This is a genomic window from Ohtaekwangia kribbensis (assembly GCF_042676245.1).
In the GTDB taxonomy this organism is placed as follows: Bacteria; Bacteroidota; Bacteroidia; order Cytophagales; family Cyclobacteriaceae; genus Ohtaekwangia; species Ohtaekwangia kribbensis.
This window is the reverse complement of the sequence record NZ_JBHTKA010000003.1, coordinates 192,421-208,925: the sequence shown is the minus strand read 5'-3', so window position 1 is coordinate 208,925 and position 16,505 is coordinate 192,421. Positions and strand designations below refer to the sequence as shown.

The 16,505-nt window shown below is 43.3% G+C and carries 18 protein-coding genes; 16 read left to right on the top strand and 2 right to left on the bottom strand.

The features are described 5' to 3' along the window. Positions 1 to 210: 210 nt before the first annotated feature. Both ACFQ21_RS11455 and ACFQ21_RS11450 read right to left on the bottom strand, forming a co-directional pair. Complete coding sequence (locus ACFQ21_RS11455) at positions 211 to 1,899, bottom strand: S8 family peptidase (protein WP_377579072.1); 1,689 nt, start codon at positions 1,897 to 1,899, stop codon at positions 211 to 213. 370 nt (positions 1,900 to 2,269) lie between these two features. Next, the gene (locus tag ACFQ21_RS11450; RefSeq protein ID WP_377579070.1) at positions 2,270 to 3,709 is read right to left on the bottom strand and encodes an aminotransferase-like domain-containing protein; all 1,440 of its coding nucleotides are present in this window, start codon (positions 3,707 to 3,709) and stop codon (positions 2,270 to 2,272) included. A gap of 255 nt (positions 3,710 to 3,964) precedes the next feature. Between ACFQ21_RS11450 and ACFQ21_RS11445 the strand changes: the two genes are divergently transcribed. The 16 genes from ACFQ21_RS11445 (at position 3,965) to ACFQ21_RS11370 (ending at position 16,416) form a co-directional block, all read left to right on the top strand. Beyond that, a complete protein-coding gene (locus ACFQ21_RS11445; RefSeq protein WP_377579068.1) occupies positions 3,965 to 4,816 on the top strand; it encodes a DUF817 domain-containing protein in 852 nt (283 codons plus the stop codon). A gap of 156 nt (positions 4,817 to 4,972) precedes the next feature. Then, positions 4,973 to 5,794 (top strand): glucosaminidase domain-containing protein, encoded by an 822-nt coding sequence (locus ACFQ21_RS11440; protein WP_377579066.1) that lies wholly within the window; start codon positions 4,973 to 4,975, stop codon positions 5,792 to 5,794. Positions 5,795 to 5,837: 43 nt separating this feature from the next. Further along, positions 5,838 to 6,893 (top strand): polysaccharide deacetylase family protein, encoded by a 1,056-nt coding sequence (locus tag ACFQ21_RS11435; RefSeq protein WP_377579064.1) that lies wholly within the window; start codon positions 5,838 to 5,840, stop codon positions 6,891 to 6,893. A gap of 499 nt (positions 6,894 to 7,392) precedes the next feature. Next, positions 7,393 to 8,625, top strand: a complete 1,233-nt coding sequence (locus ACFQ21_RS11430) for an SPFH domain-containing protein (protein ID WP_377579062.1) — start codon at positions 7,393 to 7,395, stop codon at positions 8,623 to 8,625. Positions 8,626 to 8,930: 305 nt separating this feature from the next. Then, on the top strand, positions 8,931 to 9,854 hold the full coding sequence (locus ACFQ21_RS11425; protein WP_377579060.1) for a DMT family transporter: 924 nt from the start codon (positions 8,931 to 8,933) through the stop codon (positions 9,852 to 9,854). A gap of 2 nt (positions 9,855 to 9,856) precedes the next feature. Then, positions 9,857 to 10,237, top strand: a complete 381-nt coding sequence (locus ACFQ21_RS11420) for a DHCW motif cupin fold protein (protein ID WP_377579058.1) — start codon at positions 9,857 to 9,859, stop codon at positions 10,235 to 10,237. A 7-nt stretch (positions 10,238 to 10,244) separates the two neighbouring features. Further along, the gene (locus tag ACFQ21_RS11415) at positions 10,245 to 10,664 is read left to right on the top strand and encodes a GNAT family N-acetyltransferase (RefSeq protein ID WP_377579056.1); all 420 of its coding nucleotides are present in this window, start codon (positions 10,245 to 10,247) and stop codon (positions 10,662 to 10,664) included. Positions 10,665 to 10,671: 7 nt separating this feature from the next. Beyond that, complete coding sequence (locus ACFQ21_RS11410) at positions 10,672 to 11,145, top strand: GNAT family N-acetyltransferase (protein WP_377579054.1); 474 nt, start codon at positions 10,672 to 10,674, stop codon at positions 11,143 to 11,145. Continuing rightward, positions 11,142 to 11,660, top strand: a complete 519-nt coding sequence (locus ACFQ21_RS11405) for a GNAT family N-acetyltransferase (RefSeq protein ID WP_377579051.1) — start codon at positions 11,142 to 11,144, stop codon at positions 11,658 to 11,660. Before ACFQ21_RS11410 ends, ACFQ21_RS11405 begins: the two co-directional genes overlap by 4 nt. 6 nt (positions 11,661 to 11,666) lie before the next feature. Beyond that, positions 11,667 to 12,167 (top strand): GNAT family N-acetyltransferase, encoded by a 501-nt coding sequence (locus ACFQ21_RS11400; protein ID WP_377579049.1) that lies wholly within the window; start codon positions 11,667 to 11,669, stop codon positions 12,165 to 12,167. A gap of 2 nt (positions 12,168 to 12,169) precedes the next feature. Then, positions 12,170 to 12,673, top strand: a complete 504-nt coding sequence (locus ACFQ21_RS11395) for a DinB family protein (protein ID WP_377579047.1) — start codon at positions 12,170 to 12,172, stop codon at positions 12,671 to 12,673. Between the two features lie 50 nt (positions 12,674 to 12,723). Next, positions 12,724 to 13,302 carry a DJ-1/PfpI family protein gene (locus tag ACFQ21_RS11390; protein WP_377579045.1) on the top strand — a complete coding sequence of 193 codons (579 nt, stop codon included), beginning with the start codon at positions 12,724 to 12,726 and terminating at the stop codon, positions 13,300 to 13,302. Positions 13,303 to 13,324: 22 nt separating this feature from the next. Further along, on the top strand, positions 13,325 to 13,897 hold the full coding sequence (locus tag ACFQ21_RS11385) for a cysteine hydrolase family protein (protein ID WP_377579043.1): 573 nt from the start codon (positions 13,325 to 13,327) through the stop codon (positions 13,895 to 13,897). Beyond that, entirely contained in the window at positions 13,890 to 14,345 is a 456-nt protein-coding gene (locus ACFQ21_RS11380; protein WP_377579041.1) for a DinB family protein, read from the top strand. The genes ACFQ21_RS11385 and ACFQ21_RS11380 overlap by 8 nt, the downstream gene beginning before the upstream one ends. Positions 14,346 to 14,369: 24 nt before the next feature. Then, positions 14,370 to 14,993 carry an FMN-binding negative transcriptional regulator gene (locus tag ACFQ21_RS11375; RefSeq protein ID WP_377579039.1) on the top strand — a complete coding sequence of 208 codons (624 nt, stop codon included), beginning with the start codon at positions 14,370 to 14,372 and terminating at the stop codon, positions 14,991 to 14,993. Between the two features lie 13 nt (positions 14,994 to 15,006). Further along, entirely contained in the window at positions 15,007 to 16,416 is a 1,410-nt protein-coding gene (locus ACFQ21_RS11370; RefSeq protein ID WP_377579037.1) for a pyridoxal phosphate-dependent decarboxylase family protein, read from the top strand. The last annotated feature ends 89 nt before the right edge of the window (positions 16,417 to 16,505 follow it).

Here is a 16,505-nt window from a genome sequence, read left to right as displayed (position 1 = left end):
GCGGATTTTGAAATATAGGATAAGAATCGATTGCTGTTGAATTAATCAGGGTTACACTATAAGTCGGTATGCACATCGGTAATTATATAGTAACTCTATACCACCAGGCGTGTGATTTTTTGAGTACAGGCAATAAAAAAATGCTGAAGATTTTTTTCTTCAGCATTTTTTACAGCCTAAACGTCCCGTTATCGGACGATTTATGTACGCTTATTTCTCTACAGGTTTACCTTTTAAGGTTTGTGCGAGCTTTACAGCTTCATATACATTTACCAAACCTCCGGTACTGCTCAATTCACTGAACGAAACCTGATCCTGCGAACCTGGCTTTGTTACTTTCAGGCCATCAAACTTCCGTGTTGACTTACGGATAATGTCTTTGACTTCAGAAGCATTCAGATCCGGGAAGTAGGAAAACAGAACAGCCGCTACACCCGCTGTTGCCGGGCTTGCCATACTGGTACCTTGCAGATCTTCGTACGTGTTATCAGGTGTTGTAGAGTATATCTGTACACCCGGAGAGAAAAGGTCAACTGATTTTTTTCCGTAGTTGGAGAATGAACCCACAAAGTTTTGATCAGCTCCCCATGATGATGCCCCGATCTCTAACCATGTTTTGGCTTCACCACCTTTTAAGAATTTACGGTTTGGATAGTTTGACTCAACATCTGTGTTGTCGCCATCATTACCAGCAGCATGCACCAGCAATACACCTTTTGACTCAGCGTATTTTACAGCCTTGTCAACAAGCTCTTTATTAGGAGAGAACGCTTTACCAAAACTCATATTGATCACTTTCGCACCGTTATCTACTGCATAAATAATAGCGTTGGCTATATCTTTATCGCGTTCGTCACCATTCGGTACAGCGCGCACAGACATGATGCGTACGTTATCAGCAATACCTTTTATACCTATATCATTTTTACGGTTGGCACCAATGATACCCGCTACGTGCGTACCGTGGCGCGCATCAGGACCTTTTACATCGTTGTTACCATAATTTTTCTCCGTAAGATTTTTAGGATCATCGCCCACCACTGTTCTTGAGTTGAACGTAAGGTTATAGCCAAACTCTACAGCCACGCGGTAGTGGTCAACGCCTTCTCCCAACTGACCGATATAGCCATTGAGCTCTTCAATGAATTCACTTACCATGATATCGCCATCCACATTCTCCAATACTTTAGAAAGCGTTTCTTTCGCAAAGCGAAGTGTATCATCCGTAGCATTGATTGTAGCTAAAGAAGATTTACTTACAGGCTTACCGGTTTTTGCTTCCAGTAAGCTATCGCAGAAAGCGATGGTAGCGGCAGCATTTTTATAGAGTTCGAATTGCTGATTGTATTGATCGTATTGAGTTTTGTTGAATTCGAAATCGCGATCATATTTCGTTTTTACTTTCTTCCAGTAATCATACTCAGCCTTATTTTTTTTGCCGACACTCTTCTCATCAACATTCTCGTACTTCGGTTTCAGGCGTGCGTATTCACGTGTTACCTCGTACGTATCTTCATTTACGTTTCCGTTTTTCCCACCGATGAAATTCCATCCGTGTATATCATCTATATACCCGTTCTTGTCATCATCAATACCATTGCCCGGAATTTCATCTTCGTTTACCCACATAATGTCTTTCAGATCTTCGTGGTCTGCATCAATTCCAGAATCAATTACTGCTACCAATACCGTTTTGGAAGGCTTGTCTTTTAGTAATGTACTATATGTTTTTTCAACACTTAGCCCTTGTACATGGTCCGTTGCGGGATCGCGTAAGAACCAATCCTGCGGAGCAGTAATTGTGTCTGCCTGTGAAGTTTCTGTCTGAAAAGCATAGCTGGTGGTGCCTAACAGGCCCGCTGCCGCAAAGAGCATGAGCCGCAAAGTTTGATTTATCATAATACGTTGGTTTTCAAGTAAACAAGGGTGCAATTTAAACAGTTGAGGTTTAAATAGAATTCGATTTACACAGGTGGTTTTAAGTTTCCAAAAAATGCAAAAGCCTTGCCGAACTTACTTCAGTGAGAGATGAAAGAAGAGGCATAGGTGCGACAAAAATAGTAAGACCATCTTTGATATTGAATTCTAACCGCTACAGCTTATGGTATATGTCTTTATCTCAGTGATATGCTTTTTCGGGCTGTTTTTCTGGCAAGTAGGTAAACTTGCAAGTAAAAATATCGAGTAGATTCTGTTGAGGAAAATTTTCTTCAACTCGCAGCTCTAAGGTATAAGAATATATTTTCAGGGAGGAAACGTGCAAGGTTGATTATTTCCACTCTCTTACAAGCCTGCCCAGCGTTTTAATTCCTTCTTCGATGGTGTCGTCCCATGGAGCACCATAGCTTAATCTAAAGCAGTTCTCAAATCGCCCTTGTGTTGAAAAAATTTGCCCGGGCGCAATACCAATGTTATGTTTCAATGCGCGCTTGTGTAATTTAAACGCATTGACCTTTTTATTCATTTCGATCCATAGCGTAAATCCTCCCTGCGGACGTGTTACCCGCGTATCATCCGGAAAATATTCTGATACCGCCTGCAGGTAACGAAGCGATTGTGTATGCAAAGCCTTTCGTAGATGCCGGAGATGTAATTCATACCGACCGTTGCTTAGAAAATTAGCAATGGCTGCCTGCGTAAGTGTATTGGTAGAAACAGAGTGCATGCGCTTAAGCCGCATAACACGTTCTTTAAATTTACCCGGTATAGTCCAGCCGATACGATAACCCGGAGCCAGTGATTTTGAGAATGATGCACAGTGAAGTACAAGTCCTTTCTTATCAAACGTCTTGCACGTCTTCGGGCGAGTCTTGCCGAAATATAGCTCGCCATATATATCGTCCTCAATGAGAGGTATATCTTTCTTGGCCAGCATATCCACCAGTTTCTTCTTGCGATCATCCGGCATACAACTGCCGAGTGGATTATTAAAGTTATTCACGAACAGGCAAGCCTTGATGTCAAAGCGTGGTATAGCTTGTTCAAGATAATCTATATCAATGCCCAGCAGCGGGTCTGTTGGTATTTCTACTACCTTTAGTCCATGACTTTCCATCACCTGGAAAATGGCATAGTAGGTTGGTGTTTCGATAGCAACTGTATCACCTGGTTTGGTAACAGCTTTAATACAGAGTGACATGGCTTCAACAGCACCAGCCGTAACCACTATATCATCTTCACTCGGTGCACCGCCCCAGTTAAAAGCTTGCCGCGCAATCTGCTTGCGCAATGCAGCATTACCTTGCACATTTTCATAGTTGAGACAACAGGTTGGTGACTCGCGTATAGCCTGCAGCGCAGCTTTATTCAATTTGGCAGTCGGGAGTAATTTGATGGAAGGCGTAGCCAATGAAAAGTTAGTAACACCCTTTGCATTCAGGTCGCGGTATACACTGTTGATCATGTCATCAACACTTACCGGCACAGCATCATCCGAAGGCTCGCATACCTGTGGTATATCTAATGTATGTTCGCGTGAATATTTAACATAGTACCCTGACTGCGGACGTGCTTCGATCAATCCTTTACTCTCTAAAAGATAATATGCCTGAAAGGCCGTACTTAGACTTATACCCTGCTCTTTGCTAAGCGCACGTACCGATAGAAGTTTATCGCCAACCTTCAGCACTTTCTTCTCAATGAGCGATTCTATCCGTTCTGCCACCTCGGTATATTTGTGATCGGTTTTTACTTCGAGTACGTCTTTCATAAAATAGTTTTAAGCTGCGAGCGTTTTAAAGGCAACTGGCTGCAAGCTACTGGCTACAGGAAATAGCCGTGAGTTTTTAGTTTCGAGCCTTTTGGCGACTCCACAAAAATACGCAGCTAAGAGCCGTAAAGTTTCTTTAACAGAAAAACTTCTTGCAACGGGCAGCTAGTAACCAGTAGCTAATTTACGCTGTTTTGTTTCATGCAACAACGGGTAAATGTTTTACGTTTGGCTTCGTTAATTAATCTTTTCTTTTTGAAACAGCTTCATCAGGCAATCGAGAATCAATTTGCGTTGCACGGTTCGGAAACGAAGTTTGTGTCGTTTGTAAAACAGTTCGTATGGTTTGGATATTTGCAGGCTGTGTCGTGCATCTTTCCGGTGTTGATTTTTATTTCGCTTGCGCTGTCATCGGCTTTGCACCTGGGTATACCGCGTTACGATCTTTTGCTGATCGTCTGTATCATCGCGCAGGTAATCATGTACAAGACTGGTCTCGAAACACGAGACGAAGTTCTGGTGATTACACTTTTTCATTTGTTGGGACTGGTGATGGAGCTGCACAAAGTACACCGCGGCTCATGGTCATACCCGGAACATGCGTACACCAAAGTTATAGGCGTGCCGCTATATGCCGGCTTTATGTATGCCAGTGTGGGAAGCTATATCTGCCAGGCAGGGCGCAACCTCAAACTTGACACTGTATATTGGCCCAATAGTATATATACAATCGGGGTGGGGGCAGCTATATATCTTAATTTTTTTACCAATGCCTTTATTGCCGATCTGCGACTTTACATTGCGCTTGTGCTGATCGCGGTTTTCTGGAGGACTAGATTCTCTTTTAGACTCCATCAGAAAATATACTATATATCAGCACTGCTTTCGTTCACTATTATTGGCTTCTTTATATGGCTTGCAGAAAACATTGCGACCTTCTTTGGTGCATGGAAATATGCCTACCAGCACAAAGGCTGGCAGATAGTAACGTGGCACAAAATTACTTCGTGGAGTTTGATGGTAATTGTAAGTATAATTATCGTGGGCGAATTGAAGCGGCTAAAGGAGAAACGATCTGATCAAAGCACGTCAAAACTCCAGGAATAGGACGAATCGAAGCTGATGTTAAGCTGGGTAAGCTCCGACCAATCAACGTTTTTCAACGATAAGCCGTCAAAAGCATAAACGATGGACTCCTGGTAAAGTCGTAAATTGCATATCCCGGAATGTTTATACATAGGCATTTCGACTTATTCTACAGCTATGAGACAGGCTCTTACCTCCCGGACCCTTATCCGCACCACGGTGTTGCTGTTGCTCTCAACAGTATCAGGCTGTGATAAAAGCAGAACCTTTACCGTTCGTACCGAGACTATAAAAGTAGAATCGCTTGACCAGATTGTGCTGGTAGCTGATGCTGTGGTAAAACCTCTTTTATATACCCATGTTTCAGGCCTTGAAAAACTTCCGGTGCGAAAAGCGAAAGCGAAATTTATATCGGCTGTATTACCTTCTATACTGGTTGCCAAGCATGAAATCGAGCAGCGTAGAATTAGAATTGAGACACTGCGCGCAAAGAAATCCTGGAACGAAACTGACAGCGCGCTCTACATTGATTTAAAGAATCGGTATCGCGCCAAAGATATTGATGATTTGTTGGTACGAACACATACACTACCCACAAGCATTGTTTTGGCGCAAGCTGCCGTGGAAAGCGGCTGGGGTAAATCCCGCTTTTTTTTGCAGGCAAACAATTTGTTTGGTGTGTGGTCTTTCAACACAAATGAATCGCGCATCGTAGCAAGACGTACACGCGAGAATAAACGTATATACCTGCGCGCATATCCGGATATGTCCAAATCAATTATCGATTACTTCGAGATACTCGCACGATCACGTTCCTATAAAAGTCTGCGCGAAGCACGCAAACAAACGGAAGACCCACTGGAGCTACTTCCGCATTTGAAAAATTACTCCGAACGGAGATCAGCCTATACCAATCAATTGAAGAAGATAATTCTGCGCAATAACCTCAAGCAATTTGATAGTTATGTGATCGACCCGCAGTACCTGGTTGAAGATTGATCTGGTTTATACGTTCATTCTTTTCAAATATACCCCTCTCGCTATGCCGCGTTTTCATATTTCTCTTTTATTCATTCTTATTCTTTCCTGCTCTGGTAAACCTGTATCGAATAGCACAGAGGAAATTGTAAGCAGCGACAAGGAGGTTGTCTGCTTTATATACCATCGGTTTGGCGATTCACGTTACCCATCTACCAACACACCGGTAAAAGATTTTGAAGCCCATCTCGCATACCTGAAGAAGAATAATTTTCAGTTGCTTACTTTCTCGGAAGCAATTGAATATTTGCAATCAGATAAGCCCGCACGTAAAACAGCTGTGATCACTATCGATGATGCCTATAAGACTTTCTACGAACGTGGGCTACCGCTACTGAAAAAATATAGTATACCGGCTACACTTTTTATCAATACGAAAACCGTTGGCGGAGGTGACTATATGAACTGGGCGCAACTGGAAGATGCAATCAAACATAAAGTTGAAATCGGCAACCATACCCACTCGCATGATTTCTTCCTGAATCAGTCAGCAGCAACACGCTATAAAACTTTTAAGGATGAGATTGAATTAAGTCAAACGATCATCAGCGAAAAACTCAACACGAAGCCCATAGTATTTTCATATCCTTACGGTGAGTTCGATACAAAGATGAAAGACATTGTGAAAGAGGTCGGATTTATAGCAGCAGCAGCACAGAATTCAGGTGTAATGTATAGTGGCGATGATCTTTTTGAATGTCCGCGTTTTCCGATGTCCGAGTCGTATTCTGCGAAAGATAAATTTATAGAGAAAGCCTCCATGAAAGCATTGCGTGTAAAGAAGCGTTCGCCCAATGACTATATAATGCCGAAAGGTAATCAGCCACTGTTAACCTTAACGTTTGATGGTGAAGGATTGCGCCTGAACCAACTACAGTGTTTTGTGCAGGGAGGTGAGTGCGCACTCGATGTTGTCGACAAGCAAAAAGTAGTGGTAACCCTCCAGGCTGCTAAACCCATGACGAAGAAAAGAAGAACCCTCTACACTATAACAGTTCCTGATAAGCAGGGTATATGGCATTGGTATAGTCACTTGTGGATAAATACTGCGGTAGACTAAATTGTATTGATGAAAGGCGTTGGAAGGATATAAAATTTTGTTGCAGGATCGCTAAGCAAATTGCAGTCTACATCGCAATGCGTTGCGATGTAAGTAAATTTCGCTGTCAAAATATATTTTAATTTTTGTCATCCTATAGGAACCAATCTGCGTTTAACTAAGTGAAATTCGAAAATGAAACTCACCGGTAAAAAAAGTATAGAACCCGGTTTCCTTCTGAGCATATTTCGAATAGAGTAAAGATTATGAACACGTCCATGTAAAGAGTACACCAGTTGTAAAAACAAGTAAGCCGATTAAAGGCGAACCTTATTTCTCTCTCTCTCTCTCTTTTTCAAATATACATTTTAAAATAAAATATGATTAGACTGACAATTGCGGTCGGGTTTCTGACCGTGTTCGGTATAGTAGGCTATGCTTTGGTACTACTGCTGACAAATTATTTCGAACAGAAAAATAAACCTAGTAATAACAAATCTAACCAAACAACTATCTAAACATGAATCCATCACTTAAACCCAAGATTGTACTGGCTGTAGTGCTTATTTTCAGTATGGTGTTATTCTTCATCGTCAATCCATTTTCATGGAATGATGCGGGTAACCGTACCGTTGTAGAACGTACTACCGGTGAACAGATCGTACAGTTTGCTCCCGGTATATTTTATGCCGGCTTCTTTGCCAAAGAGAAGGAGTGGCCGAACCAGATCTCCGTTACATACCAGGAAGAAAATCCTAAACTTGACCTGGAAGACAACGGTATAGAGGTAGGCAAGATCATGATCCGTTTCAGCGATGCCACTACAGCTGATGTAAAGGGTATCACGCAGTTTATTCTGCCATCGGATGAAAAAGAAATGATCCTGATTCACAACACACACCGTACACCGCAGTCGCTGGTGGTAAAGCGACTTGCTCCTTATACCAAAGAGTGTTTGCAATCATCGGCTCAGTTGATGAGCAGTGAGAAACACTACGGAGGTGGTCGTGCGCAGATGGCGCAGGATTTTATGGATCAGCTTAAAGAAGGCGTATACCTGTTGAAAACTGAAGAGAATGTAGTATTCGATTCGTTGGAACAGGAGAAGAAAAGAATATATCAGACCGAAATCCAATTCGACAAAAAAGATGGTGCTCCGAAACGTAAGCTATCTTCTATAAAAGAATATGGTATTACGGTAGCCGATGCAGCGATCACCGATGTTGACTACGAAGATAAAGTTGACCAGAAGCTTACCAAGATCATCGATGCCGTTACAAAGTCCTCAATCTCTAAACAAGAGTTGATGACGGCCCAACAGCAAACCTTGACAGCGAAAGCGAAAGGTGAACAAGCGCTCGTTGAAATTGAGTATCAACAGAAACAGGATCAGATCAAGCAGGTTGTAGAAGCTGAAACAAAAGTAAAAGTTGCTGAACAGGATAAGCAACAGCAGAAGATCGCCTACGAAGGTGCTATACTGGAGTCTAAGAAAATAAAGGAGCTCGCAGATGCCCAGGCATATGCACGCGCCAAGATCATGCAGGCTGACGGTGCATTGGAAATGAAACTGAAAGCACAGGTAGAAGTACAAAAAGTCTGGGCCGATGCCTTTAGTAAATATACCGGTGCAATTGTACCCCAGATACAAACAGGCGGTACCGGCACAACCAACGGTGCACTTAACTTCATGGACCTGATGACAGCCAAAACAGCCAAAGACTTCGCACTAGATCTGAAGAACAAAAATTAATAATAGTATCTATACTATATATCCTCAAAAGAGCGGAAGCAATTCCGCTCTTTTTTGTTTTTATAATATATACCCTTTTTCAATCACTCACACTCACCTCTGCATTTTACTTCTTACTCCTTGCTCCTTACTTCCAACTCCTCACTCCTTCCAACTTTTGACTTCCGGACTTCCCGACTTCTTTAACTTCCCGACTTTCGGACCTCCGAAACTGATCTGGTCAAAATAAACAAAACTGAAACTGTTTTTTTTACGTAATAACTTCAAGATTTGAGTCACAGTTCACACACTTTAACCCTACGTACTTGAAAAAAGAACTACTATTTGCGTACATCGCCTTGGCTGCAATCTGCATCATCTGGGGAACCACCTATTTGGTGATGCGAATGGCTGTTGTTGAATTTCCTCCGTTCCTGTTTGTTTCGGTTCGTCAAATCATTGCCGGATTGATCCTCGCAGGTTTCATGCTTACTATTGGTAAGGTAAAATTGCCGGCCGGCAGTGCATATCTTATACGTCAGGCTATTGCAGGGTTCTTCATGATTACACTCGGCAATGGTTTGGTAGCGTGGGCTGAAGTACATATACCCAGCGGTGTGGCAGCAGTAATCTGTTCGCTGATGCCCGTCACAGTAATTCTTATTAATCTCTCTATAAATAAAGACGAACGTCCTACGGTACCCATTATGCTCGGGGTCGCCATTGGTATGGTCGGAATAGTTCTAATCTTCAGTGAACACATCGGTGAGTTTACACGCATTGAATATATACTCGGTATCATCGTGACATTTGTAGCCGTATTGAGCTGGGCCAGTGCCAGTATATGGATGAAGAAGCAGAACACTGAAAATTCGAATCCATTTTTAAACGCAGGTCTTCAAATGTTTTTCGGAGGTATATGGATGATTCCGCTGTCGCTGATCTTTGATGATCTGAGTGATGTGCAGTGGACAGCATCGGTTGTATATCCGCTTATATATCTGATCGCGCTAGGATCGATTGTAGCGTATGCGTGTTACTCGTACGCCCTTCGAAAATTACCCATGACCATCGTATCGCTCTACGCATACGTGAATCCGCTGGTAGCCGTAGTGTTGGGCTGGGTAGTACTTGATGAGAAACTCAACATGAAGATCTGGGTAGCCATTCTGCTAACCGTAGCCGGTATATATATCGTTAACCGGGGCTATCAGTTACGCGATGCCTGGAAAGCACAATTCAGTCGATAGCCATGGAATCCATATTGTTTCAAACTACTGACTGGACAACCGTACCAGTCACGGAGCACCGTGGCGAACAAGGTATAGCGCTGTGGCAAACAAAACAGTATAATGGCTTGCGCATACGACTTGTGGAGTATTCCGTGGGGTACAGAGCTGATCATTGGTGCAAGGCCGGCCATATTGTATATTGTATAGAAGGTGAAATGATTTCGGAGCTTGCGGATGGAAGAATATTTATACTGTCTAAAGGAATGACGTATCAGGTTTCTGATAACGTCAGCATGCATCGCTCGTATTCCGAGAACGGAGTGAAGCTGCTGATTATCGATGGCGACTTTCTGAAAGCAAAGAATAACGCAAACCTGGCCTCTAATCCCTGGAAAATATAGTCTGACGATGAATATAAAACTGGCAACAACAAAAGAAGATATACTGAAATGCTGGGATGTGATAAACGTACTGCGACCACATCTGCAACCGGAAGCATTTGCTGATACCGTACTGGAGATGTTGCAGGAAGGTTACAAACTTGCGTTTATCGAGAAAGATGGAAAGGGCGCTGCTGCGATTGGCTATCGCTATCAGAACTTTCTGTATAATGGCAAACATATATACATCGATGATCTGGTAACACTTCCGGCTTATCGTAAACAGGGACTTGCCGCAGCATTGCTTGACTTTGTGGATGCCGAAGCGCGTGCGAACGGATATAAATGTGTAACGCTTGATTCCGGGCATCACCGAAATGATGCGCACAGACTATATCTGAACAAAGGATTTATAATAAGCAGTCATCATTTTTTAAAGAATTTATAGTGAGTGTATGATACAGGTGAGTACGACCATATCCGTTCGTGAATACGAACCCCAACATCAACCGTGGTTTGAGAAATTCAACCGCGCATGGATCGAACGCTATTTCTGGATGGAGCCTATTGATTTTGAAGTGTTGCAGCATCCCGACAAACACATCCTCGCCCACGGTGGCGCTATACTCATGGCCTATGCCGGTGAAGATGTAGCCGGTACTGTTGCGTTAAAATATGTGTCACCCGGTATATATGAATTTACCAAGATGGCCGTGGACGAAAAATTTCAGGGACTGAAGATCGGACGACTGCTCGCGGAGACTGCCATTGTAAAAGCAAAGTCGATGGGAGCACACAAGATCATTCTCTATTCGCATACAAGCCTCGCGACTGCTATCGGGTTGTATAGAAAGTTAGGTTTTATAGAAGTACCCGTGGATGGTCCCTATAAACGGAGTGATATCAAAATGGAGTTAACGGCATTATGAGTATAGAAACAAGAAGAGCAACTCTGAATGATAAAAGTGCCCTCTGTGTACTGGGTATAAAAACGTTTAAAGACACGTTTGAGGAGCACAATACTGCTGAAGATATGGAGCGGTATATAGCCGAGGCTTTTTCGGATGAGCAGATTGAGAAAGAACTACAGGAAGAAAAAACAGTTTTCTTTCTGGCAGAAGATGGCGACCGTGTTGCCGGCTATGCCAAAGTACGCGAAGGCGAGAAACAGGATGCGCTTGGCAATAGGCGGGCGCTGGAGCTCCATCGCATTTATGTAGATAAAGATTACCTGGGCAAACGAATCGGAAATATACTGCTCGAGGCGTGTCTTGACTATGCAAAAAAGACAGGGTATGAAACGGTATGGCTTGGCGTATGGGAGCACAACCCCCGGGCTATTGCTTTTTATACTAAACATGGTTTTAAAAAATTCGGCGAGCACGTGTTTGTATTGGGTGCCGATGAGCAAACGGACTGGTTATTAAGGAAAGATATAGTATAGAATTAGATGATTCGATTTCGAGAGGCAACGCTGCACGATCTGCCGGTGATTGTTGCTATCTACAACACAACCATTGCAGGCAGAATGGTAACGGCCGATACAGAGCCGATAACAGTAGAGAGCAGAATAAAATGGTTTGAAGACCATTCACCGGCAGCACGGCCGTTGTGGATGGTGGAAGATGAAAGTGGTGAAGCGGTAGGGTGGGTAAGTATACGCTCGTTTTATGGACGCCCCGCCTATAAGGCAACAACGGAGATCGCCATATACCTGAAACCGGAATGCCGGGGAAGGGGAGTGGGTAAAATAGTTTTGCAGGAAGCTATAGAGCGGTGTCGCACGTTGGGAATTAAGACATTGCTCGGTTTCATATTTGCGCACAATGAGCCAAGTCTGAAACTGTTTAAGCAATACGGTTTTGAACAATGGGCCTTGCTGCCAGATGTAGCCGAACTGGATGGTATACAACGAAGTTTAGTGATACTAGGAAAACGAATAGCAGATTAAACATGAAGAAACTTGCCTGGTTCGAAAGACAATTTACCTTCGGTTTACCGCCGGGCATGCTTCCGTTTTACCTGGAGCGACTCAGTGGTACAGCAGTTCGCATAGCCGGAAAGGTAAAAGATATTTCAGAAGATATACTTTCTGAAAAGCTGAATGACAAGTGGAGTATAAAGCAAAATATAGGACACCTGGCGGAGGTAGATGAGATTGCCTTGCAACGGATAGACCAGATGTTGCAAGGAGTGCCGGTAATGTTGCCTGCTGTGTTTGAACCGAAAGATTATAACCCGTTGCCAGTACGTGAAGTGTTGCAATACTTTGAAGAAAACAGGAAGAAGAATCTTGCAAAGTATGAAAGTCTGCAGGATGAAGACTTGATAAAGTCATCGCTTCACCCGCGACTGCAGGTACAAATGACTCCGGTAGATCTCGCGTTCTTTGATGCCGAACATGACGACCACCACCTCGTGATGATCCATGAAATTCTCGAGGCGAAGAAGCGCTAAAGGAACAGGAGTATATATAGTCTGAATTTCCATTACTCAACCATACACCGATGTCCAGAAAAATTACAATTGTTGCGTTCGACAAATTTACAGATGTAGATGTATACCTCGCCTGGGACCTGTTCAATCGGGTCAAACTGGTCGATGATTCGTGGCTTGTCAAGATTGTCGGTACAGAAAAGGTTCATACTTCTGTAACAGGACTTCCCTTGCACATTCACGGTATGATTGAAGAATGCGCAACGGCCGATATAGTATTCTTCGCCAGCGGACCAGGCACACGAAAGTTAATGCGCGACAAGGAGTATTTGAGTCGCTTTACCCTCGACCCGAAGAAGCAATTGATCTGCTCCATGTGTTCAGGTTCGTTAATACTCGCGGGTTTGGGTTTACTCAATGATATTACTGCTACCACCTATCCAACGGCTATTGAAGAATTGAAATCATTTGGCGTAACGATAGAAGAGAAACCACTGGTAGTGCATGGAAATATAGCAACGGCAGCAGGATGTCTTGCCGCGATTGACCTGGTGGGTTGGGCCATCGAGCGGACGCTTAACACACTGGCAAAAGATGAAGTGATAGCATCGGTTCAGCCGGTAGGTAAAGGATTGGAGTGTATATATTAATGAATCTGAAATATAGTCTCGCATGAACAACGTAGCACTGATCATAGTCGATTTTCAAAATGGCTTTGACGAGGTAGACTATTGGGGAGGTAATCGAAACAATCCGAAAGCCGAAGAGAACGCAAGAAGACTGCTGGATGTGTGGCGCGAACGAAAGTTACCACTGTTCCATATCAAGCACGATTCGATCAATATTAAATCCAAACTGGCGCCCGGTCAATGGGGAAACGAGATCAAGGAGATTGTCAAGCCGTTACCCGGAGAATTAGTTATCTCCAAAAGTGTGAATAGCGCTTTTATAGGTACTGACCTGAAGCTGCGACTGGATGCACAAAAAATAAAATCGGTGGTGATCGTGGGATTACAAACGGATCACTGCGTATCAACGACTGCGCGTATGGCTGGTAATTTTGGTTATGATACCATTGTGATTTCTGATGCAACAGCAACTTTTGACCGCGTTGGAATTGACGGTGTAAAAATTCCTTCATCTGTAATTCACACTGTCCATCTTTCAAGTTTAAACGTTGAGTTCGCTACCGTACTCACCACCGGAGAATTACTTCAGAAAATTCAAATAGAAACGTATGCTTAACCAGGTTCTCAAAACTATATTCAACCGCGATATCACCAAACTCCGAACAGAGATTGCATCCTATAAACAGGAGGCTAACCTGTGGAAAATTGAGAAAGATATCGCAAATCCTGCCGGTAATCTTTGTCTTCACCTGGTTGGCAATCTCAATACGTATATAGGTGCTATACTGGGCAACTCGGGCTATATACGAAACCGTGACCTGGAGTTCTCAGCCAGAGATATACCCAAAGAAGAGTTGCTTCGTAAAATAGACGAAACAATAAAAGTAGTAGAACGCGTACTTGATACGTTAACACCGGATCAATTGAAGGAAGAATATCCGCAGTTGGTTCTGGCTGAAAAGACTACAACGGAATTTTTCCTTGTTCATTTGGCAACGCACCTCACGTATCATCTCGGACAGGTTAATTACCACCGCAGATTGATTGATAGTGATAAGAAGTAAGTATATAAATTAATTGGTACCAGCATGTACACGCCAAAATATTTCAGGAACGAAGACGAACACGCTGTAAAGGAATTTATCCGGCAGAATGGCTTTGGCATTTTGATAAGCGCAGCAAATGGGAATCTTTTGGCAACACATATACCATTGGAGTTATCGGCAGATGGTACAAAACTCTCGGGCCATATCTCGAAGGGTAATGCACAGGGGAAAGATTTGTTAAAAGCAATGGAAGTGCTGGTGATCTTTAGTGGTCCGCATACCTATATATCTTCTTCGTGGTACGATCATGCCAACGTGCCAACCTGGAATTATATAGCGGTACATGTGTATGGAACTATTCGCCTGATAGAAGGGGAAGAACTGTTTCATTCGCTGGAGCAATTGATGAATAACTATGAAAGACATTCTGCTGATCCGGTTACGGTAGAAAAACTTACACCTGCCTATATGCAACAGGCTATGAAGGGTGTAACGGGATTTGAGATCAACATCACGAAGATTGAAGCAACTCACAAACTTTCGCAGAATCGTGATCGTAAAAACTATGCAAACATTATTCATGAATTGGACCAGCGTGGCGATCATGATTCCGCAGCGATAGCAGATGCTATGCGCGCTAATCAATCATCCTTGTTCAAAGACTAAATTAAATTCAGCGATGCATCAACTTTTAGAGAACGATAAAAAACAATTCAAAGCTATACTGCACGATGCGGTGAAGGTGGCGGAAGAATATCTGGAACGGCAAAATTCGCTGCCACCCGGCCGATTTGTTAAAGATATAGTGCTGGAAGATTTACCCTTGAAGGGTGAAAATGCTTTGAAGACTATACAATACTTCAAACAGCACTACGCTCCGTATATAACAAATAGTGCAGGGCCGCGATACTTTGGTTTTGTAACCGGAGGTTCTACACCAGCAGCCGTTGCCGGTGATTGGCTGGTAAGTGCTTTCGATCAAAATGCTTGTGGCAGCAACGATACGATAGCACCGCAGGTAGAGCGCCAGACTATACATTACTTTAAACAACTCTTTGGTCTTGACGATGCTTACTTCGGCAGCTTTGTTACAGGAGCAACCGTGTCTAATCAGGTAGGCCTCACGTTGGGGCGTCAGTGGGTAGGCGAGCAGTTGGGTATAGATTTTAGTCTCGAAGGTGTATACGGTGTTGTACCGGTAAAGGTCGTGAGCGCTACGCCACATTCCAGTGTGCTCAAGTCAATGGCCGTGCTGGGTATGGGGAAGAATACACTTGTTAAAATTGATACACTTCCCGATCGCGAGGCAATAGATATACTGGCGCTTGAAAAATATCTGCAGTCAGTGAATTCCCCGGTTATAGTGGTTGCCAATGCAGGTACGGTGAATACAGTTGACTTCGATGACCTGGAGGCGATCGGTAAATTGAAAGCAAAGTATAATTTCTGGTTGCATGTAGATGCTGCTTTCGGTGGCTTTGCTGCGCTCTCTGAAAAGTATGCGCACCTCATGCAAGGTATAAATCATGCTGATAGTATAACGATCGATGCACACAAATGGCTAAATGTACCATACGATGCCGCGATGCAGTTTACACGCCACAAAAAACTACAACTGAAAGTATTTCAGAACAGCGCGGCATACCTTGGTGATCCTGAGCAAAGTCCGGATTACTTTCACTATACTCCCGAGAACTCACGCAGGTGGCGCGCGCTGCCCTCATGGTTTACAATCAAGGCCTATGGTAAGGAAGGGCATCGTGAAATTGTAGAACGAAATTCTGCATCAGCATATAGCCTTGGAGAAAAGATAAAGCACTCGGAAGATTTTAAACTGCTGGCACCCGTGCGCATGAATGTAGTTTGCTTTACGCTGAAGAAAACAACGAGCTTCGATGAAGTGCGTGCATTCCTCAACGCAGTTCGCGATGATGGTCGCGTATTCTTTACACCAACGCTATATAAAGGTACGCCCGCGATCCGTGCAGCGATATCGAACTGGCAAACAACGGAGGCCGATATACAACTTGCTTTTGATGTGCTGAAAGAAGTGCTGCACGCAAAAAAGAAGATAACAGTAAGCACGTAAACACGTATAAACGTAAAAACATAAACACGAAAAAAGCTACTTTGCGAAATTAAGTTTGCTCTTTTGGCGGAATACAAAAGATTTATGGT